Source organism: Shewanella sp. MF05913, from assembly GCF_059758095.1.
This window is the reverse complement of the sequence record NZ_JCAYNT010000001.1, coordinates 220,788-243,610: the sequence shown is the minus strand read 5'-3', so window position 1 is coordinate 243,610 and position 22,823 is coordinate 220,788. Positions and strand designations below refer to the sequence as shown.

Here is a 22,823-nt window from a genome sequence, read left to right as displayed (position 1 = left end):
CATAAGTTGAGTAAAACTATGCACATTTGTTCAGCAAACAGCAGGCTATATTATCAATAAGCATAGTTTTGATTGATGAAGTTCTCTAGAGTCCATAGAATGAATTAATGTCGAATCAGCGAGTGGCTCATGCTTACCTTAATTCAATCAAATCAAATGGAAGTGTTATCGCAACAACTAGCAAAACTGCTGGCGATTAGCTCCGATAGCCTGAGTGTATTGAGCGGTGAACATATTCTGGTGCAAAGTCCCGGAATGTCGACCTGGTTACGATTAGAAGTGGCCAGGCACAATGGCATTGCGGCGGCGCTGACCTTTCCGCTGCCATCGAGTTTTACCTGGCAGCTATGCCATGACTTGCTGCCTAACGTGCCAAAAGATAACGCGTTTACTAAAGCGGCAATGACCTGGAAATTAATGGATTTATTGCCAAGTTTGCTAGACAACAGCGACTTTAGCCCATTAAAGCAATATTTAAGCCCGCAGATCAGCCCAGACAACAATCTGAACGACGCGTTAGTCATCGATCTCGAAGCGACAAGTAGTGCCAAAGGTGCCAGTAAAACCAGCCACACACTGCAAACTAACGACACAGCTCATGAGGCGATTAAGTTATTTCAATTATGTGGCCGTATTGCCGATATTTTTGACCAATATTTGGTGTATCGCCCTGAGTGGATTTTAGCCTGGGAGCAAAACCTGCCTCTGAGCCAAATCAATAGCCAACTAGAACTCGATGACAATCAACGCTGGCAACCTATATTGTGGCGCGCGCTGGTCGATTATAATCGCCACCAACTACAAGCCAGCCATTATCATCGCGCTAATTTACACGCCGATTTACTAGCCGCGTTGATAAACCCCGCCACCGATTTATCCATGTTACCTGAACGCTTATATGTGTTTGGTATTTCATCCATGCCGCCACAAACCCTTGAGGTGCTTTACCATTTAGCCTCAAGAATTGACGTGATTATGTTGTCGCTAAGCCCGTGTCAGCATTATTGGGGCGACATCATCGAGCCCAAAGCCAGAGCGCGCATGGCACTGCAATATGCTAACAAAAAACAACTCGATCAGGACTGGGAAGACAAGCTTGAAGTGGGTAACCCTTTACTGGCCAACAATGGTCAAATGGGTCGCGAATTACTCGATTTAATGCTCAGTTTGCCGCCCGAGCACACCGACTTTGGCTACGACTGTTATGTTGAACCCACACCAGACAACTTACTGCATGGTGTGCAGTACGACATTTTACAAATGGAAACCCTAGGGCAACCATTAGGGCCAGATGCTGATATTTACTTAGACTTGGGCGCCAGAAGAGAACTCCACACTAACGACAATTCAATTACCCTTCGCAGTTGTCACAGTGCCTTAAGAGAAGTTGAAACCCTGCACGATCATTTGCTTGAGTTGTTGTCTAGTGACAGTAATTTACGCCCTAAAGATATTGTGGTGATGATGCCAGATGTCGCAGCATATGCGCCGTTTATCGACGCCGTATTTGGCACAGCAAACAGCCAATACTTTGCCGACACCAATCCACAAAAAGGCGACTACTACCTGCCCTACGCCATTGCCGATCGCGGCGCAGCGCAAGAGTCACCGCTTATTAATAGCTTTTTAACGTTACTTAATATCAATCAGAGCCGCTTTGGCTTAACTGAGATTGTCAGTATTTTAGAGGTGCCGGCTATTTTACGCCGTTTCGATCTCGATGATGACGAACTCTCGCTTATCCGTCGTTGGTTAGATCAGGCCAATGTTCGCTGGGGCCGCGATCAAGATACCCGCAGCCAATTAGGCGTGGCGTCCTTTGCGCAAAACTCATGGGCATTTGGCATTAAACGCTTAATCTTAGGTTATGCGTTTAACGACCAGGCGGAGATATATCGAGACACCTTAACTGTACAAGGTATTGAGGGGCAGTCTTCACAAGCGCTAGGTAAATTACTCAACTTTTTAGAAACCATCGACACCTACTACAGCTTATTCGCCGGCGACTTTAGCACTCAGCAACGCTTGGCCCAATTACAGCAATTATTGGCAGACTGTTACGACACCAATGATGACGAACGCGAGCAAATACAAGCAATACGTGACGCCTTGGTCGTATTAGAAACCGAGCTTGAAAGCGCCGGACATCAAGGTCAGGTCAATATTGAAGTATTAAAGCAATGGTTTAACCAACGCCTTACCGAGTCTCGTGTTGGCCAACGCTACCTTGCCGGCAGCATTAACTTTTGTACCTTAATGCCAATGCGCTCAATTCCATTTAACGTCGTGTGCTTATTAGGCATGAACGATGGCGTATACCCTCGAGTGCAACATCCTGTTGGTTTTGATTTAATGGCTCACTTTGGCCCTAAAAAAGGCGACCGTTCACGCCGTTTAGACGACAGATACTTATTTTTAGAAGCACTCTTATCAGCCAGACAACAACTGTATATAAGTTATATTGGCCACAGCGAACGTGACAATGCCGAGCGTATAGCCTCGATGTTGGTCTCTGAATTAATTGAATATTGCCAATTAAGCTATTTACCCTCTACTCTTAAGCATCAGCTTGAACAAGGTCATGATGTCAGTAATGATGACGCCGACAATCACGTGTTACAGCAGCTGATCCAAGCACAGCCATTACAACCGTTTGATGCTAAATTATTTCGCATAAACCGCAGCAACAACCCACTACAGCAAAGCTATAATTCACAGTGGTGTCCACCCGCTAAACAAGGAACGATTAGTATGCCATTTTTCGATCAACCATTGCCATTATCAGCCGAGCAAGCCGACGAAGTGTTTGCCCATACTCATATTGATAACCAAGGCATTAAAGTGGTCGAATTAGAGCTGTCATCGCTAATCCGCTTTTACCGAAATCCAGCCCAGTTCTTTTTTAATCGCAGTTTGAAGGTGGATTTATCATTAGATATTCAAGCAGACGATAACGATGAACCATTCAGTCTCAATGCATTAGAGCGCTTTATATTGCAATTATCGATGATAGATAATGCCATCGATAATAAACTGAGTGTGCCTAACGACGCGCTGATTAACCGCCTTAAAGCCAGTGGTGAGCTACCGATGGCACCGTTTGATAATATCTTGTTAGCGCAATATCAGCGCGACATTGTGCCATTGATTAACCGAGTGCAGTTTTTGCAAGACGAGCAACCGATGCATACGGTGAATGTCGACCTTAATTTCGACTTAAATCTCGAGTCAGCCACTGAAGATAACGCCTCAAAAATTCGGGTTAATTTGGTTGGCCGCATAGACGATATCTTGCCAAAAGGTTTAGTTAATTATCGCCCGGGCACCGCTCATGGCCGCGACTTCATTAGAGTATATTTGCGTCACTTATGCCTTAATGCCATGGCAGATCAAGTAGTGCCAACTGCGCAACATAAAGCCAAACAAGGCTACAGTTACTTACTCGACATTGGCCACTTTCACGCTTTTGCGCCAATAACCGCCGAACAAGCCCGCGAACAACTGATGCGCTTTATTGTGTGCTTTATTCAAGGCCAGCGCCAACCACTGTGCTTTATGCCTAAAACCGCCTTTGCTTACGCAGAAGCTGAAGGTGAGCACGAAGATAAACTGCTTAAAGCCGAAGCGAAATGGGACGATGGCCAAACCCAATTTGGCGAAGCCTTTGACCCGCATAATCAGCGTTTATTTAACTTCCCCGATGATTTTAGCCAGGAAGGTTTTGGCCAACTGGTCGAACATTTATTACAGCCCATGATAAGCCTGTATCACAAAGATAAATTGGCAGAACTTGAAAGCTTTGTCTCTGAAAGCACCTCGAAAAATGTTGTAAAATCGATTGCCCCGAAGGCTTCTGGAACTCAAGAATGACGTTAGCCACCCGCGATAATAAAGTCAGTGCGTTAAATGCTCTAACTCTGCCTTTTGCAGGTTCAAGCTTAATTGAGGCCAGCGCAGGTACGGGCAAAACCTACACGATATCGGGTTTGTACTTACGTTTATTACTCGGTCATGGCGGCAATTCACCACTGAGTTGTGAGCAAATTTTGGTAGTAACCTTTACCAATGCCGCAACCGAAGAACTGCGCGACAGGATCCGCAAACGTATCAACTTAGCGTTTAAGCGTTTTTTAGGTTTAGCGATTGACGATCCGTTTATTGAACAGCTATATCAAGACATTAGCGAAGATGAGCGCCCTATCGCGCTTCGCCGCCTAGATTTAGCGTTAAAATCGTTAGACGAAGCCGCCATTTTTACTATTCATGGTTTTTGTCAGCGTATTTTATCCGACATGGCTTTTGAATCCTCACTCTTGTTTGAGTCAGAGTTTACCCTTGATGACAGCGAATTTTTACATCACGCCGTGCGCGATTTTTGGCGTGAAGTCTGTTATCCGCTGCCGCCTTTTTTAGCAGAAGCCATTAGCGATAAATTTGCCGAGCCCGATGCCCTGGCACAAAATTTACGGCCATTACTTGGCGCCAGCCAGGCTCAATTATCAAACCAACCAATGGCCTTTGATAAACTCAGTTCAGAGTTGAGCGTAAGCCTAAATCGCTTTAGCTTACTGTGGAAATCTCAGCACGAGCAAACCTTAACATTACTGCATAAACTGCCACTCAACGGCCAACGTTTTGGTAAAGCAAGTGATGGTTACCCCAAGCTTGCCAAGGTGTTTGACGACATAAGCAACTGGGCAACATTCGGCCAGGGATTGCCGCCGATTAAAGCCTTAGAACAAATTGCATTATCTGACCTTAAGCTCAACAAAGGCGGTGTAGTACCCAGCGCAGCTGAAGCGCCCTTACTTGAACATATCGACAAGTTACTTGAGCTCATTAATCAATTAATTCCGTCATTTTTAGTGCGCGCTCGTGAAGGGATCCGCCAGCGTTTTGCCGGGCAAAAGCAGCAACGCAACTTAATGACGCCCGATGATTTGCTACTCAGTTTAGCCATGGCGTTAAGCCAAAATCCGCACACCTTGGGCCAGGCAATAGCCAAGCGATTTCCGGTGGCATTAATTGATGAGTTCCAAGATACCGATCCGCTGCAATTTACTATTTTTAACCAGGTCTACCAGCAACCACTGGCCTCCCAACTTGAACTTGTGGCAGAGAACAGCCCTGAGCAAGTTGATGCAAACAGCCCTGAACAAGCTTTGGATAACCAAGCAAACAGCCAGCAAACAGGCAAGCTCAGTTTGTTAATGATTGGCGACCCTAAGCAAGCCATTTATGCCTTTCGCGGTGCCGATATTTACACCTATATTGCCGCTAGACAACAAACACAAGCGCACTATAATTTAGAGACAAACTATCGCTCATCGACCAAGTTAGTTAACGGCGTCAATCAATTATTTAGTCAGCACAGCAATCCGTTTATTAGTGATGAAATCCCTTACGACCAAGTCAATACGCCACCAGCATCCGCTCATAAAGTGTTAACTGAAGCGACAACAGACCCTAGCGCGTTACGGATTAAATTACTCGCCGAAGACAGTGAGCTTGGCTTAAATAAAACCACAGCCAGACAAATACTTGCCGCCGATGCCGCCAGTGAAATAAAACGCTTATTAACCGAAGCGCAGCAAGGGTTGTGCACCATTAACAACAAAGCGCAATCTCAACCACTCATAGCAAAACACATTGCCGTGTTAGTGCGCGACCGTAACGAAGCCGCGGTGATGAAAGCTGAGCTATCAGCACGAAAAATTGGCGCAGTATTTTTAAGTCGCGACAGTGTGTTTAATACCCTAGAAGCGCGCGAAATGGCGCTGTTGTTGTACGCCCTCGCCACCCCAAAAGATGAGCGAGCCATCCGTGCCGCCCTCGCTACTGAGTTAGTGGGTTACAGCGCGCTGCAAATTCATCAATTTAACCAGGATGAAGAACAGCGCCAGCAAGTGCTCAATCAATTTATTCACTGGCACGAGTTATGGCTTAAACGCGGCGTGATGCCAGCGCTGCTTAACTTTGCTAGCGAAACCCAATTAATCCACCGTTATCTGTCGCAAGCAGAACAGCTTAAAAGCGAACACATTAACGATACTGACGACACTGACACGGCAGCAAACAGTAAAGGTTCGGGCGAGCGCCGCCTTACCGACTTTAGGCATTTAGCCGAGTTACTCCAGCAAAAAGCCACTGAGCTTGATGGCAGTAGCGCTTTAATCAATTGGTATGAGCAACAACTCATCGACACTCAAGGTGGCGATGAGCAACAGTTGCGCCTAGAGAGTGAGCAAAACCTGGTACAAATTGTGACGATCCACAAAAGTAAGGGGCTTGAATACCCGGTGTGTTTTGTGCCGTTTATTAGCCTCGCCAGAAACAACAGCCGACGACCATCACCGATGTTGTATCACCAAAATGAGCAACTAGTGTGGGACATAGACGCTACCGATGAAGGTTGGGAACAGCTTAAACAAGAAACCCTCGCCGAAGATTTGCGCTTATTGTACGTGGCCTTAACCCGACCGATTTATGTGTGTTATTTATACATTGCCAATCAAAGTCGCCAGCTCAAAGCGGGCATCAGCAGCCAACTGCACGAAACCGGAATTGGCTATTTACTGGGGATTATCGACAAGCATACTGAGTTTAGTTTAATCAAAGCGCAGGTCGACAAAATCGCCACAATTGATGCCATCAGCGTAAGCCAAATAAGCGACAACATTGATACCTCGGCATTGGCCAGCATAGATGACAGCGATATGCACTTAAGCGCTAAAGAGGTCACGCGTAAGCCAAGTTTAGCCTGGCGAGTCGGCAGTTACTCAGGCCTCGTGAAACACTTGCCCCATGAGCGCGTCGCTCCGGGTGCTGATGATGAAGACTTTAGCGATGAGCTACTGCAATTGCAGTTACAAGATGACGAACTCATTGAACCACAACTCGACCGCTTTAGCTTTGAGCGAGGCGCTAACGCCGGTAGCTTTATGCATTTGGTATTAGAGTTGTTTGATTTTACCCAAGCAGACACCGAACTTGCCGGCGCACTGCAAAAAGCCATGAAACAATATGGTTTTGATGAAACATTATGGTTTGAACCGTTAAGCCTGTGGTATCAGCATATTTTAGCCACACCGTTAGCCAAGCATCAATCAGTTCACAATGACTCAGATGCCATTAGTCTAATGCAATTGCCGCCAAAACAAACCAGTGTCGAAATGGAGTTTTATCTGCCTATTTCCACCTTACAAGCGCAGCAGTTAAACCATATTTTACAGCAACACGGCTATGTCGCCGGGCTCGACTTTGACACCTTGCAAGGCATGTTAAAAGGCTTTATCGATTTAACCTTTGAGCACAAGGGCCGCTATTATATTGCCGATTATAAGTCTAACCACCTTGGCGACAAGTTTAGCGACTATAGCGAAAGCGCCATGGCACAAGCCATTAATAGCCACCGCTATAACTTGCAGTACATCTTGTATACCCTGGCATTGCATCGTTATTTACGCTTACGCCTACCCGGCTATAATTACCAGCAACATCTAGGCGGCTGCTATTACTTATTTTTACGCGGCATGAGCCCAGAACACCCTGGCAGCGGCGTGTTTTTTGACAAACCACCACAAGCGTTAATTGAGCAACTCGACAGCCTATTTAATGGCGATGCGACTCACGCTGTTTTGGAGACGCCAACATGCTAATGCTCAGTCAACCTATCGACTTATTGCTTAAACAATGGCAACAACAGCGCTTATTAACCCCACTTGACCGCCATTTTGCTCTTGAGCTGGCCAGTATTGAATCTATGCCAGCTCAAGTATCGGCTGACGCTTCTGTACAGAACACAGCTGCTAATACTGAAAACGTGCAACAGCCATTACAGCCAGATAACAGTTCAACATCGCTGTTTTTGTTAGTGTGTGCGTTATTGAGTCAGCAGCTGTCTAATCAGCACAGCTGTTTGGTTATAGATCAAATTAATTTAACCAACCCAATGGCAGAAGACAGCCACAAATATGCACAAATTAACTGCCAAATCAGCCTAAACCACAGTCAACTGATTGAGCAAATCAGTCAGTTTGATGCCGTCGGTTTACCCGGTGACAATAAACCATTAATTTTAGAGTATGGCCGTTTATACCTTAATAAATACCACTTTTTTGAAACCCAAGTCGCCAATAAGCTGACCCAGCTTGCCAGCCAGAAAATCAGTATTGATTTAAGCCAAAGCCAATTGCCACAGCTTATTGACAGCTTATTTCCCAATGGACAGACGGATAATTCTGCTATTATCGATTGGCAAAAAATCGCCACGGCAACCGCGCTCATCAACGCATTAGCGGTAATCACTGGCGGCCCGGGTACAGGTAAAACCACCACGGTCACCAAGTTATTATTGTTGCTGCTTACCCAATCGAGTTTAACCATTCGCCTAGTGGCGCCAACCGGTAAAGCTGCGGCACGCCTAAGTGAATCGATTAAAGCCTCAAAACAGCGTTTGCATAAAGAGTTGACCCAATTAGCCAACCAAAGCATTGCAACAGTGCTAATTGAAGCGCTCAACAACATTCCAGAAGAAGCCTCAACACTGCACCGGCTATTAGGCGTTATTCCTAACTCGCATCAATTTAGGCATCATCAAGACAATCCATTACGGCTCGACTTATTAGTAGTCGACGAAGCCTCTATGGTCGATTTACCTATGATGCACAAGCTACTCAGCGCCTTGCCCGCCCATGGCCGCTTGATTTTACTGGGCGATCAAGACCAGCTTGCCTCCGTTGAAGCTGGCGCTGTATTAGCCGACATTTGTATTGGTTTAAAGCATGGGCAAGACAATATGCCCTCACCCGCGTCTTCGCCGTGGTCAATGCGTTACAGCCAGGCCCAGGCGCAACAAATTGGCCAATTGACAGGCCAGGATGTGAGTCAATTTATTCACCCACAACCTAAAATCGGCGACAGTTTATGCATGTTAATGCACAGTCATCGTTTTAAAGGTGATGCCGGAATTGGCTTACTCGCAAATGCCGTCAACCAGGCCAACGTAGCAGCTATCCGTCAGGTGTGGCGCCAGCAACACGCCGAGCTGAATTGGTATGAACACCAACAAAATGCCCAAGGTGAAAATGCGGGTAAACAGCAATTACTGGCGCTGTCGGTACAGGCTTATGGTGAATATTTACAGCAAGTTAACGCCAATCAACAGGCAATTTTGGCATACTCTCAGCGACAAACTGACCGCGAGCAACACACAGATCCAGAGCAAAATGCACCAATTGTGTTACCACACAGCGAACAAGCCATTATCGACAGTTTTAACCAATACCGTATTCTATGCGCCATGCGCGCCGGTGAATTTGGCGTTGAGGGCATCAACATTGCGGTGACTGAAAGCTTAAAACAAGCCCGATTAATCCATGTTCAAGGTGAGTTTTACCTCGGCAGACCAATCATTATTCAAAGTAACGATTACAACCTAGGCTTATTCAATGGTGACATTGGCTTAATTTTACAAGACAGTAATAAACCAGAGCGCTTAATGGCCCATTTTGTCATGGCAGATGGCAGCTTATTAAAAGTGTTGCCCGCCAGATTGCCAAGCCACGACACTTGCTACGCCATGACAGTACACAAAAGCCAGGGCAGCGAATTTGATAAAGTCAGCTTTGTGCTGCCCATACGCCCTAGCATCGCCCAATGGCAGTTACTCACTAAAGAGCTGGTATACACCGCCATCACCCGCGCCAAAAACCATTTTTATTGCCTAGGTAGCGCAAACATATTTGAAAAAGCCAGCCAACAAGCCACCTCACGCGCATCAGGTTTAGCCTGGCGATTGTGGGGAGACGTTGATTAAAATGATGATGCGTTAATGTTTAAATAATCCTTTTTGATAAGTGTAATTCAACGTCTTTAATGTTACTTTTTTGGCGTAAGAGCAAGAAAGTAATTTAACAGTTTTAACTAAAAGGACTTTACTACACATGAAGAACACCTTAGCCGCCATGACGTTGGCACTATGCTTATTGCCTGCAACGTCTTTTGCTCGCGATGATATTGGCAGCTACTCTATAGCTGATGCCATGAGCTCTGAGCACGCTAAAAATAAGCTTGGCAACAATATTAATTTTTATTTTGGTGATCAAGCTTTTAGTGAACCCTTGCAGAAAATGGGTGAGTTTAGCACCAGTAAAAAAACCAATGCCTTTAATAAAACCGATTTAGAGGCCTGCCACTGGGTGTTTCTATCGGCAATGATAGCCTTAAAAGATCGTGCAATAAAAGAAGGCGGTAATGCGGTGGTAGAGATTAAATCAAACTATAAACATAACCTTACAAACAGTAATGACACTTTTCAATGTGGAGCTGGCGCATTAATGGCTGGTGTCGCATTAACCGGTAAAGTCGTAAAACTTTAATTTTTATCGTTAGCGCTTTTTAATTTTACACAGTAAAAATAACCATCAAACCATCAAACCATCAATCATCGTTTGATTGGTTATTTTCTTGTGAGCGATTAGGATAACCAATCTAATTTACGGTATCCTTAGTGTAAATAGTTAACCGCAGCCTTTAATGCCTTCAAATCTTATTGCCAAGTTTACCGATATTGCCCCTAGTACGTCGTCTCAATCTGACAACGCTAGCCATTCATCGGTACAAACCAACAATCCAATAACTTGTTCAAACTGCCAAGCGTGTTGCTGCCGTTTAGAAGTGATGTTAATTACCGAAACCGGTGTGCCTAAAGTCTATATAGCCAAAGATAATTGGGGCGGAGAAGTCATGCGCCGGCTTGATGACGGTTGGTGCGCAGCACTAGATCGAGACACCATGATGTGTTCGATTTACGAAGTTCGACCGCTGATTTGCCGTGAATTTGAAATGGCCGAATACGAATGTGAATCTGAGCGCAAGGCGTTTGGGATTTAAGCCTTTTTATTGTGCACTGATGGTGTTAATCACCATTGAATCTAATTTAAAAAAACGAGATAAAAAGTAATAAACTTGCTGAAATATTATTAACGGTGGCTTGCGCTTAAGGGGCTTCGGTCTTTATCATAAGCACTACTTTTTTAGGGTTAACAGAATCAGGTGTTAACCCAATTCTTTTTGGTTTTCAGGAGTAAGCATGCCAAAGATTAATCTGCTGTTATTGTGCGGCGGTGGCGGTGCAGAACACGATATTTCGTTAATGTCTGCACGTTTTTTTGAGTCATCACTGGCAACGTCAGATAAATTTTCGGTACTTAAATTAGTACTCGACGAACACGGACATTACCACACTGAAGACGGTAAATTATGCGATTTAACCAATCGTCGTGAAATCCGTTTTGAAGACAACAACACTCCGGCATGGTCTGTTGATTATGTTATTCCTTGTATTCATGGGTTCCCAGGTGAAACCGGCGATATTCAGTCGTACTTTAACTTAATCCAACTTCCCTACTTTGGCTGTGAGTCTGAAGCCTCAAGTAACTGCTTTAACAAAATTACCGCTAAAATGTGGTTTTCTGCCCTAGGCGTACCTAATACGCCGTACATCTTTTTACATCAACTTGACGATGATGCCATTAAGCAAACTGAAACGGCGTTTGATACTTGGGGCTCAGTGTTTGTTAAAGCCGCCTCTCAAGGCTCGTCTGTAGGCTGTTATAAAGTCGATGTGAAGGCCAATATTGCCAAGGTGCTTAAAGATGCCTTTAGCTACGCACCTTACGTGGTAGTTGAGCAAACCATTCATGCTCGCGAGTTAGAAGTGGCAGTATACGAATATCAAGGTGAAGTGGTCGCAACCTTACCGGGTGAGATTATTTGCGACAGCAATACCTTTTACTCATTTGAAGAAAAATACGCTAAAAACAGTAAAGCGCGCACCGATGTGGTTGCAGATAATTTAACAGCAGAGCTAAGCCAACAAATTAGAGACTATGCCATTAAAGCTTTTAAAGGCATGAAACTGCGTCATTTATCGCGTATTGATTTCTTTTTAACTCAAGATAATCAAATTCTATTAAATGAAATCAATACCTTCCCGGGACTGACGCCGATTTCGATGTTCCCGAAGATGTTACAAAATCACGGTCATGATTTCACTGAGTATTTAATTGATGTGATTGGCAGGCAAGTCGATTTGTCGTAACAGCTTTTGTCATCAACAAAAGCGCGATAAACACGTTTATTTATGTGTAAACGAGACAAAAAAATAAGGCCAGCAAATTGCTGGCCTTATTCATTTTATGACAATACTGAGCTTTAGAACCCTTCTACACCCGCCATGTCAGGTAATTGATGTGCAATCCCCTTATGACAATCGATACAGGTTTTTTCGCCGCTAGCCAGTGACGTTGAATGCATTTGCGATGCACGCTTAGACTGACGGGTAAAATCCATATAATCAAAGTTATGACAGTTACGACACTCTAAAGAGTCATTGGCTTTAAGGCGGTTCCATTCATTTTCGGCTAAATGGCGACGCTTTGCCTCAAACTTTTCACGGGTGTTAATGGTACCAAACACCTTACCCCACACTTCTTTAGACGCTTGCATTTTACGGGCAATTTTATCTGTCCAGTTGTGCGGTACGTGACAGTCAGGACACGTTGCACGCACACCACTGCGGTTAGTAAAGTGGATTGTTGTTTGTAACTCTTGGTAAACGTTGTTTTCCATTTCGTGACAACCGATACAAAACTCTTCGCGGTTAGTTAATTCTAAAGCCGTGTTAAAACCACCCCAGAAAATAACCCCCGCAATAAAGCCACCGATGGTCAAAAAGCCAAGACTGTAATGGACACTCGGACGAAGCAGAATTTTCCATACCAGTTTTAGTTGTTCAAGCAGTTTTGCTATCATATTGACTCCTAGTGCTTAACCGCAGCTTTAGCTTTAATTAAGTGATCAATGTCAACGAAGTCATTTTCAACTAACAATTTCGCATCCAATTGCGGTGCATGGCACTGAGTACAGAAATAACGACGTGGTGATAAATCAGCCAAAAAGTTATTGTCACGATCCATATAGTGAGTCACGCTCACCATCGGTGCCTGTGAATGGCCAGTACTAGTACGTGCATGACACTGAATACATTTATTCACTTTAAGATCAATCTGATAACCATCAATCTTATGTGGAATTACCGGTGGCTGCATAGGATAGTTACGCACTTGCTTAACGTCAGTGTTAATCACCGCTTGCATGGCTGGCGGAGTCGGTTCAACGTTAATCGGTGCTAAACGCAATGTGTCGATTTTATCTTCAGGTACGCTGGTCGCCATTACGCTGACAGAGAACCCTAATAACGCGATAATCGATAATAATTTACCTGTTTTCATGGTCTGTCTCCTTAAGCCTTTACAATCTTAATGGCACATTTCTTATAGTCAGTTTGCTTTGACAAAGGATCTGTCGCATCTAACGTGACTTTATTAATGAGCTGACTGGCATCAAACCAAGGTACAAACACTAAGCCGACTGGCGGTTTGTTGCGACCACGCGTTTCAACACGAGTTTTAATCTCACCACGACGAGAAATTACACGAATCTCATCACCGCGACGCAAACCACGCTTTTTAGCATCTTCTGGATGCATAAAACACACGGCATCAGGGAAAGCTTTATACAGTTCAGGTACACGTTGAGTCATTGAACCAGAATGCCAATGCTCGAGTACACGACCAGTTGATAACCAGATATCGTATTCTTCATCTGGCTCTTCGGCTGCTGGCTCGTAAGGCAATGCAAAAATAACCGCACGACCATCTGGCTTGCCATAGAATTCAAAGTCTTTACCGGCTTTAACGTATGGATCAGACCCTTCACGGAAACGCCATTTAGTTTCTTTGCCGTTAACCACAGGCCAACGTAAACCATGCTCTTTATGGTAAACATCAAAGTCTGCTAAGTCGTGACCATGGCCGCGACCAAAGGTAGCGTATTCTTCAAACAAGCCTTTTTGCACATAAAAACCAAAGTGCTTCGCTTCATCATTTAAATATTTAGGATCAGCATCGCTTAATGGGAATTTATCAACATTGCCATTTTGGTAAAGCACCTCAAATAAGGTTTTGCCTTTAAATTGTGGATTAGCCGCTAATACATCCGCTGGCCACACTTCATCAGTGGTGAAACGTTTAGAGAACTCCATTAACTGCCACAAATCTGACTGTGACTCACCAGGAGCTTTAACCATCTGATGCCAAAATTGAGTACGACGTTCGGCGTTACCGTAAGCACCTTCTTTTTCTACCCACATGGCTGTTGGTAAAATTAAGTCAGCCGCTTGAGTTGTCACGGTTGGGTATGCATCTGACACCACGATGAAGTTTTCTGGGTTACGGTAACCAGGTAATCCTTCTTCGTTAATGTTGGCGCCGGCCTGGATATTATTATTGACCTGAACCCAGTAGCAATTTAGATCGCCATCTTTTAAGCGACGGTTTTGCTCAACAGCGTGGTAACCAGGTTTAGGTGGAATAATGCCACTTGGGATCTTCCAAATATCTTCTGCGTGTTTTCTGTGTTCAGGGTTAGTCACTACCATGTCTGCAGGTAAACGATGTGAGAATGTCCCCACTTCGCGTGCGGTACCACAAGCAGATGGCTGGCCAGTTAACGAGAATGGGCTGTTACCTGGCGTAGAAATTTTACCCACTAATAAGTGAATATTGTAAATCAAGTTGTTACACCACACACCGCGGGTATGTTGGTTAAAGCCCATGGTCCAGAATGACGTGACTTTACGATCTGGATCAGCATAAAGCTCTGCCAATTCGATAAGCTTGTGTTCTGGCACGCCAGATAACTTACTCACAGACTCAACATCATAATCAGCAACAAATTTAGCAAACTCGTCGAAATCCATCGGTGTAGAGTCGCCAGCGGTCGCGACGTTTTTGGCTTTCATTTCTAATGGATGCGTTGGACGTAAACCATAACCAATGTCGGTTGTACCCTTACGGAAGTTAACGTGCTTGTTGATGAAGTCTTTATTCACTTTGTCATTTTGGATAATGTAGTTGGCAATAAAGTTAAGCATTGCTAAATCGGTTTGTGGCGTAAATACAATCGGTAAATCAGCCAAGTCAAATGAGCGATGCTCAAAGGTAGACAGTACCGCAACTTTAACGTGCGGTGCACTTAAACGACGGTCAGTAATACGAGTCCATAAAATGGGGTGCATCTCGGCCATGTTTGAACCCCAAAGCACAAACGCATCGGCCGCTTCCATATCGTCATAGCAGCCCATTGGCTCATCAATACCAAAGGTTCGCATAAAGCCGCCCACGGCAGAGGCCATACAGTGACGTGCGTTAGGGTCGATGTTGTTTGAACCAAAGCCCGCTTTCATTAACTTAACCGCAGCGTAGCCTTCCCATACTGTCCATTGACCAGAACCAAACATACCAACAGCAGTAGGTCCTTTTGCTTTAATGGTAGCTTTCCAGCGCTCAGCCATAGTGTCGAAGGCTTTTTCCCAGCTTATTGGGGTAAATTCGCCATGTTTGTCGTATTTACCATCGGTCATACGCAACATAGGGGTTTGCAGACGATCGCGACCGTACATAATTTTAGATAAGAAGTAACCCTTAATGCAGTTTAAACCACGGTTCACTTCACTTTTCGCATCACCATGGGTAGCAACCACTTTGCCGTCACGGGTGGCAACCATAACCGAACAACCTGTGCCGCAAAAACGACAAGGTGCTTTGTTCCATTCGAGTTTAGTTTGTTCAGAGCTAGTGATCAGGTTACTTGCCGAAGTCGGTAAAGCTAAACCTGCAACACTTGCCGCGGCGATAGCGGCATTGGCTTTCATAAAATCGCGTCTATTCATTTTCATATTTCACCTTCTTCTAGCACTTCACTTTGGTGATACACCATGGTGGCCGACAACACACCAGGAATGGCATTAATTGTTGATATATCATCCATCAACGATCGTTGGCTCGGACCTTCAACGACAACCACTAACTTAACGTCATTATTAGCTGACAACTCAGCATTTTCGATGGCCATTATTTTCTGTCTGACTTCAGCCATTTTCTCAGGTTTTACTTGGACAATTAGGCTGGTTACGTGCAGTTCATTGCTCATTACATCACTCTCATTTAATGATTTTAATTATTGGATTGATGGATTAACCAGCGCCTGGAGGCCCTGTCAGTATTTGGCTAAACCAAATACTGAAACCCAGTGCACTGACCAGTAACACAGATAAAATTGGCGCTAAAAACACGGTTAAGAAGATGAATATCTTCAGCTCTAGGCCTTTCAAATTGGTAGTATCTTTACTCATAGACCCTCCAGTAGTGGGGGATAAAACAACACATAAGCTTATATTTGTTGTTTCTTAATTAGGACTCGGGAGAATTTTACCGTTTATCAATTAACAAACTATATACTCACAAATTGGTAAACTAAGGGTTATATGATCTAGATCATCAAATTAGATAAATCATTATTTAGATCGAAGTTCTTAAGCATAAATATCGATTAAATAAAGACTTATTTACCGGTTATTTGATGAATATCAACTTTTGCTAACATAATTAAATTCTGCTTTCGCAGTTAAGATGTTAATGAACTGTAGTAGACAAACGCCCATAAAAAAACCGACACCTTAACGCTGTCGGTTTTGTAAAATAAATGGTTTTACTGTTAGCTCAAACGATAACGCAATACTTTGAGTGATTTTTGCTCATCGATGTCAGCAAATACTCTTGGATTGTCAATGCGCTCAACATAGATCAATTGCGGTGCAGTATTAGCCACTTGTTGCATTAAAAAATCACAACCAAGCTCAGGCGCATTGAGGCACAATAACACTTCCCCTTGCGGCGCTAACAAATCTGGTAAACGTTTTAACAGACGCTCATAATCTTTAGTGGCCACAAAACTACCACGTTGGTTGCTTGGCGGATCTGCCACAATTAAATCATAAGGTCCTAACTTTGTTAGCTTGCCCCAGGACTTAAAAATATCATGGCCTAAATAACGGGCTCCAACAGGTAAATCGTTGAGCAAATGGTTTTGCTTACCAATACTTAACGCCCCTTTGCTCATGTCCATATTAACCACTTCATCAGCCCCACCTTGCAAGGCAGCCACCGAAAAACCACACGTGTAAGCAAACAAATTAAGCACTTTTTTATGCTTAGTATGTTGTTTAACCCATGCACGGCCATTGGCCATGTCTAAAAAGAGGCCATGGTTTTGGCCACGCAGTAAATGCACCAAAAAGCGGGCGCCGTTTTCAGTCACCACGTGTTGCTCAGGCACCTCACCGTACAATAAGTCGCTAAAGGTTTGGCCACCATGGCGATATTGATAGACTAAATTAAGCGGCTGATTTGGGTATGTTGATTGCCAAAACGCCACAATGGCACTCACCAATTCATCACGCTGCTCATCGTCTAACATTTTAAAGCTCGTGAGCAGTAATACCGGTTTATACCAATCTAAACAAAGATGCTCATCGCCAGCAAATAGACCACCACGACCATGAAATAAACGGCAAACATCTTCGCCAACAGTCAAACTGGGTAACACTTGTAAAAAACGCTTCATACTCTCTCTTACTTACTCTATTGACTCATCAATTTATGATGGTTTGGATTGTTCATCATCAGTATTAACCGGGCTTTTATCCGTTTGTTGTGCAGTGTCATCGGCTGAGGTGGCAGCAACTTGCTCGACATTTTCAGGTTGATTAACGATGTCTTCGACATCATCTGAAAGCAATATCGCTAACCATCCGCCCGACTGACTAGACTCAAGGCCAATTTTTACAATCATTGTTAATGGTACCGACAACAGCATACCGACCGATCCCAGTAGCCACCCCCAAAAAATCAATGATAAAAATACCACTAGTGTAGATAAGCCTAAGCCGCGGCCCATAAAACGAGGTTCAATTACATTGCCCATCACCATATTGGTGCCTACATATAACAGCCCAGTAATGCCCGCTGCGCCAGGTCCCATTTGGATAAACGCCAATAACACCGCGGGTATAGCAGCAATAATCGACCCAATATTAGGAATATAATTAAACAAGAATGCAATCACAGCCCACAATAGCGCATAGTCAACGCCAATGATGCTCAGACCTATTCCAATCACCCCTGCGGTGGCCAGGCTCACTAAGGTTTTAATCACCATGTATTGATTAACAGAGTGTAAAAACTTGTCGATTTGCTTTAAACGCATGTCAGGATCGTCTAACGCTAAATGGAATTTTTTAGGCAGTGATTGTGCTTCAAATAACATAAACACAATGGTCAAAATAATCAGGAACAAATTGGCCATCACATTACCCACACCAGATAGCATATTGGTGGTCATGGATAGCGCCATACCGGGATCAAAATAATCGAGCACCTTTTGCTTAGATATTTGAATATTAAAGCTTTGTAGCTTTTCAATAATCCAAGCAAACTGTTCAATTAATTGCTGGCGATATACCGGCATCTGTTTTGAAAATTCATTAATTGAACTGCCCACCAAACTGGCTAGCCATAGCCCCATCAGCACGATAAACGCCATCAACAAAATAATCGATAACCATTTAGGTATCCGATATTTAGACAACAACACAATGGCTGGGTTACAAATTACCGCCAAAAATGCTGACAGCACAAAAGGCACCACGATTGGACTGGCGGTTTTAATCCCCGCTAAAATAATCACCACACACGCCATAACCACAAAGCTGCGCACGGCCATTGACGACTGCTGTATTCCTTTCATAGGGTAAAAAATCCTTATTGCTACTTATTAAAATAATTGATTATGCTAAGCTAAACCCAGTAACGTGTTGCTAATTAAGTTAAATTTTATTGTTTTGCATCTTAACGTTGGCCATATTAGCAGCTAATCACATTTAAGGAATAACACACACAATATGAAACCAGAAACCGCTATTATACGCATTAAAAACCTACGTTTACGTACTTATATCGGCATTAAAGAAGACGAAATCAATAATCAACAAGATGTTATCGTTAATGTGGTTATTCATTATTGTGCCGACAAAGCTCGCAATAGCAACAATGTTGCTGATGCGTTGAATTATCGCACCATTACTAAAAAAATCATTGCCTTGATTGAAAATAATCGTTTTTCGTTACTGGAAAATCTTACCAACCAAACATTGGCTATTGCCAGCGAACATGATTGGGTTGAGTTTGCCAGTGTCGAAATAGACAAACCGCACGCACTGCGCTTTGCTGACTCTGTATCGATGGAGTTGTGTTACCAAAAACCGCAATAAGCCAACGGTTTTAGCGGATGATCATTTTGAGGTTGACGGCCGTATAATTGAGTTCTTTCGGCATACTATATTGAGGGTGATATGAAAATTTTAATCACTGGCGCCACAGGCTTTGTTGGCCAGCAATTGGTTGATTCGCTAACACAACATCAACTAATTATTTTGAGCCGTAACATCAGCGCCGCTAAAGCTAAGCTTGGCGAACAACATCAATACTGGTCAAGCCTGGCAGACAAAACCGACCTCAACGACATTGATGCAGTGATCAATTTAGCTGGCGAACCCATAGTCGCAAAACGTTGGTCAGCTAAACAAAAGCAGCTTATTTGCAATAGCCGCTGGGATATTACCGCCGCTCTTAGCCAGCTTATCCGCAACAGCAGCAACCCGCCTCACACCTTTATTAGCGGCTCAGCAATAGGCTATTACGGTGCTCAAAGTTCAACGCCTGTTGATGAAAAAAGCGGGTTTCACGCCGAATTTGGCCACGACATTTGCCAAAAATGGGAAGACCTCGCCCTGCAAGCACAATCGCAACAAACCCGTGTGTGCATTACTCGCATTGGCATTGTATTAGGTAAAAATGGCGGCGCGTTAGCCAAAATGTTACCTCCGTTTAAGCTAGGACTTGGCGGGCCAATTGGCAAAGGCGATCAAGGCATGAGCTGGATCCACATCAGCGACTTAATTGGGTTAATTAACTATTTACTCGAGCACCCGCCTTTGCAAGGCGTGTTCAATGCCACTGCGCCAAATCCGGTGAGTAACAAAGTCTTCTCACTAACTTTAGGTAAAGTGCTTAATCGACCAGCTATTATCACCACGCCACCGTTAGCACTTAGACTGGCTATGGGTGAAATGTCACAGTTACTTATCGAAGGCCAATTTGTACTGCCCACCAATGCGCTCAAAGCCGGTTATGAGTTTAACTATACCGATATTGAAGCTGCACTAACTGATGTGGTGAGTTAAAAGCGTGGTGAGTTGAATGGGTTTGGGATTGAGTTTTGGATAGAGAGTGCAGTGAGTAAATAAATGCTGGACGCTAGTATAGCGGTAATTTGAGTTGTCACTTTAAGCTTTGTCGTTATGGCTTGCGGCCACCAATGTTGTGGTGCTTTGCTCACACTAGGTAAAGAGGAGGCTAGACACCTCCGATTGCCCGATTAAGTTAACAAATTAGCTTCTCTATTGAGAGCCTCTGCCGCCCACTGATTTATACTCTGACCACTCAGCTCTGCTGCGGTTGCAACAGCTGCGTGAATTTCGGGACGAATGCGTAGCATTAATTTTCCTGAATAAGGTTTTTGAGGTGTTTTACCAATCTTTTTACACGCTTCTAAATAGTCATTAACGGCTTCTTCAAATGCAGTTTTTAGTTCAGAAACAGTTTCACCATGAAACCCAACAACGTCTTTTATACCTGCTATATGTCCAATAAAACACTCATCTTCTGAACTAAACTCTATACGAGCAGCATAACCTTGATACACCATTGAATTACTCATGGTTCCACTCCTAGTTGTTTTAGAAAGGATCGCGCATCTTTGACTTGATATGGTTTTGCTTCTTTCTTTGGGTGCGGTCGATGGAAAGAAGCAATGACGCCGTTTTTATGGAACCGAACACGCGAGCCATTTCCTTCAATCACCTCAGCACCTATACATACAAACAGAGACTCAATATCCTTCCATACTAAAGAAGCAGACACTGGATCTGTATATATCGCTATCAAAGTGCGTTTTTGCTTTGAATTCATAAATAGGATGATATCATAAATTGATATCAAAACAAGTTTCAGGTTATACCAAGACTATCGTGGGTGGGTATGTAAATTCTCAGGTGTTCGGGCTATTCACCTAACAAAAGTACACTTGTGATAAGGACGCGGCTTCGCGCGGCCTATCTTTAGTTAGGCATTCACCCACTTTTTTAATCTGCCCTTTCCCACTAAATTGCATAATTCACGATATAGATTTTTCTCAAACGGTTTTTTAGCAGTATGAAGTTTATATAACGATTCAGCAATTGTTGGTAAGGCTACTGTTGAGTTTATGTGTTTTAAATACTTTAACGAAAATGCATGCGCGTAAGCTTCAGCTTTAACTAAATCTACTGTTGGATTAGCTCCGAACACAAAATTACTATTTTCAGTTTTTTGCATATCTTCAACATGCCCTAATTCATGAGCTAAAGCAGCTAATTGCATTAGGCAATCCCATACTTTTTGATGCTCTAAAGTTAATTCAGGTTTTCGTTTCACATCTTTTTGTATTAATACAACTTGGTTAACTTTATCGGAAATAACTACATTTATTACACAGCCTCTAACATCTCCACCATTTCTATTTAAAACCCCATTTTCACAGTATGCCTCACCATCGACAGAGAACGTTATGTGTTCAAAGTCATTTAAACTTATAGCTTCAAGTTGATCTTTGACGCTTTTATCTAAAACAGAACCATTCACAAAATGTATTGAATGAACTTCAATTCCAGCCCTGTTTTCTAAAAGACTATTTAACTCTTCTTCGTAATTTAACATGTATGCCTAACGCCTTATTATATTGTATTATTTACCCAACTTTTTATAGATGGCTTCAAAGTGTTTATTTGCCTCATTAGCATTTAATATTAGCCGCTCTTCTGTTTGTTGAGTGTTGTACTCTAATAGTTTTTGAATAAACACATCGAAGAAACCTAGCGGTAACACGAGAGACACAATAACAGAAACTACAATGACCTCTTGCAACCAGTCGGGATATATAAAATAAGAAAGCACAATTAACACCGCAAGAAAAAATTTAAACATTTTGACCCAACGGCATAAACTAACTGCTGATTGAATATCGCTTTCGAGTTGCGCATACTTAAATTTAACCACCTAACCTCCTTTGCAATAACGCTTAAAGCACGGGCGCGGATTTTTCGCGTCCCGTGCTTTTATTTGTTAGCATTTTGGCCATGCGTTCTAGATCACTAGCAACATCATTAAAGCCAAAATAATTTGTTGGGTGTTCATATGCTGAATCACGATGCCTATCTTGGGGATCATAATCTGGTAGCCGTGAGCGAAGCTCGTCTCTTAACATCATAGTGTCGACCCTAAAGCGTCGATCATACTCGGCATTCATCTCACTACTGAGCCGCATCATATTATTTGTTTGCCTATTCCATTCAATATTTCTATGCTCTTCAGACTGGGTTGCTGAAAAGTTATGACGTTCCATCATGTTAGTTTGATCTTCTCGCTTATAGCGTTCGATAAATTCACGAAGGTTTTTCACGACTTCGAGCGTTTTTTCCTTTAATGCGACCTCATCGGAGTCGACAACCGAATGAACTTTTTCATCATATTTTAATGCACGATCTTTATATGATTCAGCTTGTTCAGTTTTTAGATGAAGGCGCTCCTTCAATGTTTCATTAGCAGACTTAGTTTGCTCAACAACGGCTGTGTATCGCCATTTAGCTGCGAGATATGCCAAGCCAAACATGATTGCAGCCAAAATTAGAAAGGCAAATGGGGCTAGAGAAACTACACTCCATTCCTTAGCTACATATTCGAATAATTTTTCCACTCAACTTC

20 protein-coding genes are annotated in these 22,823 nt (G+C 43.4%); 8 read left to right on the top strand and 12 right to left on the bottom strand.

Annotated features, from left to right (window positions below; all coding sequences use genetic code 11):
• Positions 1 to 129 precede the first annotated feature (129 nt).
• The 6 genes from recC to AC19MV_RS01075 all read left to right on the top strand — a co-directional run bounded on the left by recC (position 130) and on the right by AC19MV_RS01075 (position 12,103).
• Positions 130 to 3,870, top strand: a complete 3,741-nt coding sequence (recC, locus tag AC19MV_RS01100) for an exodeoxyribonuclease V subunit gamma (RefSeq protein ID WP_498305337.1) — start codon at positions 130 to 132, stop codon at positions 3,868 to 3,870.
• A complete protein-coding gene (gene recB, locus AC19MV_RS01095; RefSeq protein ID WP_498305335.1) occupies positions 3,867 to 7,658 on the top strand; it encodes an exodeoxyribonuclease V subunit beta in 3,792 nt (1,263 codons plus the stop codon). The genes recC and recB overlap by 4 nt, the downstream gene beginning before the upstream one ends.
• Entirely contained in the window at positions 7,652 to 9,817 is a 2,166-nt protein-coding gene (gene recD, locus AC19MV_RS01090; RefSeq protein WP_498305333.1) for an exodeoxyribonuclease V subunit alpha, read from the top strand. The genes recB and recD overlap by 7 nt, the downstream gene beginning before the upstream one ends.
• 127 nt (positions 9,818 to 9,944) lie before the next feature.
• On the top strand, positions 9,945 to 10,379 hold the full coding sequence (locus tag AC19MV_RS01085; protein WP_498305331.1) for an excinuclease: 435 nt from the start codon (positions 9,945 to 9,947) through the stop codon (positions 10,377 to 10,379).
• Positions 10,380 to 10,536: 157 nt separating this feature from the next.
• Entirely contained in the window at positions 10,537 to 10,893 is a 357-nt protein-coding gene (locus AC19MV_RS01080) for a YkgJ family cysteine cluster protein (protein WP_432399815.1), read from the top strand.
• A 199-nt stretch (positions 10,894 to 11,092) separates the two neighbouring features.
• Positions 11,093 to 12,103, top strand: coding sequence for a D-alanine--D-alanine ligase (locus AC19MV_RS01075; RefSeq protein ID WP_432399816.1), 1,011 nt, complete (start codon positions 11,093 to 11,095; stop codon positions 12,101 to 12,103).
• A 113-nt stretch (positions 12,104 to 12,216) separates the two neighbouring features.
• On the opposite strand, the gene AC19MV_RS01070 is transcribed toward AC19MV_RS01075, so the two are convergent.
• The 7 genes from AC19MV_RS01070 to AC19MV_RS01040 all read right to left on the bottom strand — a co-directional run bounded on the left by AC19MV_RS01070 (position 12,217) and on the right by AC19MV_RS01040 (position 18,711).
• The gene (locus tag AC19MV_RS01070; protein WP_432399847.1) at positions 12,217 to 12,804 is read right to left on the bottom strand and encodes a cytochrome c3 family protein; all 588 of its coding nucleotides are present in this window, start codon (positions 12,802 to 12,804) and stop codon (positions 12,217 to 12,219) included.
• A gap of 20 nt (positions 12,805 to 12,824) precedes the next feature.
• Entirely contained in the window at positions 12,825 to 13,295 is a 471-nt protein-coding gene (locus tag AC19MV_RS01065) for a nitrate reductase cytochrome c-type subunit (protein WP_498297656.1), read from the bottom strand.
• A gap of 11 nt (positions 13,296 to 13,306) precedes the next feature.
• Positions 13,307 to 15,796 (bottom strand): nitrate reductase catalytic subunit NapA, encoded by a 2,490-nt coding sequence (gene napA, locus AC19MV_RS01060; RefSeq protein WP_498305799.1) that lies wholly within the window; start codon positions 15,794 to 15,796, stop codon positions 13,307 to 13,309.
• A gap of 2 nt (positions 15,797 to 15,798) precedes the next feature.
• Positions 15,799 to 16,056 (bottom strand): chaperone NapD, encoded by a 258-nt coding sequence (locus tag AC19MV_RS01055; RefSeq protein ID WP_498305329.1) that lies wholly within the window; start codon positions 16,054 to 16,056, stop codon positions 15,799 to 15,801.
• 43 nt (positions 16,057 to 16,099) lie between these two features.
• Entirely contained in the window at positions 16,100 to 16,258 is a 159-nt protein-coding gene (locus AC19MV_RS01050; RefSeq protein WP_160053316.1) for a periplasmic nitrate reductase, NapE protein, read from the bottom strand.
• 362 nt (positions 16,259 to 16,620) lie between these two features.
• Positions 16,621 to 17,529, bottom strand: coding sequence for a class I SAM-dependent methyltransferase (locus tag AC19MV_RS01045; protein WP_498305327.1), 909 nt, complete (start codon positions 17,527 to 17,529; stop codon positions 16,621 to 16,623).
• Positions 17,530 to 17,562: 33 nt separating this feature from the next.
• Positions 17,563 to 18,711, bottom strand: coding sequence for an AI-2E family transporter (locus AC19MV_RS01040; RefSeq protein ID WP_498305325.1), 1,149 nt, complete (start codon positions 18,709 to 18,711; stop codon positions 17,563 to 17,565).
• Between the two features lie 154 nt (positions 18,712 to 18,865).
• On the opposite strand from AC19MV_RS01040, the gene folX reads away from it, so the two are divergent.
• Positions 18,866 to 19,234, top strand: a complete 369-nt coding sequence (gene folX, locus AC19MV_RS01035) for a dihydroneopterin triphosphate 2'-epimerase (RefSeq protein WP_248970602.1) — start codon at positions 18,866 to 18,868, stop codon at positions 19,232 to 19,234.
• An 81-nt stretch (positions 19,235 to 19,315) separates the two neighbouring features.
• Positions 19,316 to 20,206 carry a TIGR01777 family oxidoreductase gene (locus AC19MV_RS01030; RefSeq protein WP_498305323.1) on the top strand — a complete coding sequence of 297 codons (891 nt, stop codon included), beginning with the start codon at positions 19,316 to 19,318 and terminating at the stop codon, positions 20,204 to 20,206.
• 194 nt (positions 20,207 to 20,400) lie between these two features.
• Here the strand turns inward: AC19MV_RS01030 and AC19MV_RS01025 are convergent, their stop codons facing one another.
• The 5 genes from AC19MV_RS01025 to AC19MV_RS01005 all read right to left on the bottom strand — a co-directional run bounded on the left by AC19MV_RS01025 (position 20,401) and on the right by AC19MV_RS01005 (position 22,815).
• Positions 20,401 to 20,742, bottom strand: a complete 342-nt coding sequence (locus tag AC19MV_RS01025) for a type II toxin-antitoxin system HicB family antitoxin (RefSeq protein ID WP_188925488.1) — start codon at positions 20,740 to 20,742, stop codon at positions 20,401 to 20,403.
• Positions 20,739 to 20,993 carry a type II toxin-antitoxin system HicA family toxin gene (locus tag AC19MV_RS01020; protein WP_188925489.1) on the bottom strand — a complete coding sequence of 85 codons (255 nt, stop codon included), beginning with the start codon at positions 20,991 to 20,993 and terminating at the stop codon, positions 20,739 to 20,741. Before AC19MV_RS01020 ends, AC19MV_RS01025 begins: the two co-directional genes overlap by 4 nt.
• A gap of 153 nt (positions 20,994 to 21,146) precedes the next feature.
• Positions 21,147 to 21,779: a hypothetical protein gene (locus tag AC19MV_RS01015; RefSeq protein ID WP_498305321.1), complete on the bottom strand. Its 633-nt coding sequence runs from the start codon at positions 21,777 to 21,779 to the stop codon at positions 21,147 to 21,149.
• A 27-nt stretch (positions 21,780 to 21,806) separates the two neighbouring features.
• A complete protein-coding gene (locus tag AC19MV_RS01010; RefSeq protein WP_498305319.1) occupies positions 21,807 to 22,118 on the bottom strand; it encodes a hypothetical protein in 312 nt (103 codons plus the stop codon).
• Positions 22,119 to 22,140: 22 nt separating this feature from the next.
• On the bottom strand, positions 22,141 to 22,815 hold the full coding sequence (locus AC19MV_RS01005) for a hypothetical protein (RefSeq protein WP_498305317.1): 675 nt from the start codon (positions 22,813 to 22,815) through the stop codon (positions 22,141 to 22,143).
• Between the last annotated feature and the right edge of the window lie 8 nt (positions 22,816 to 22,823).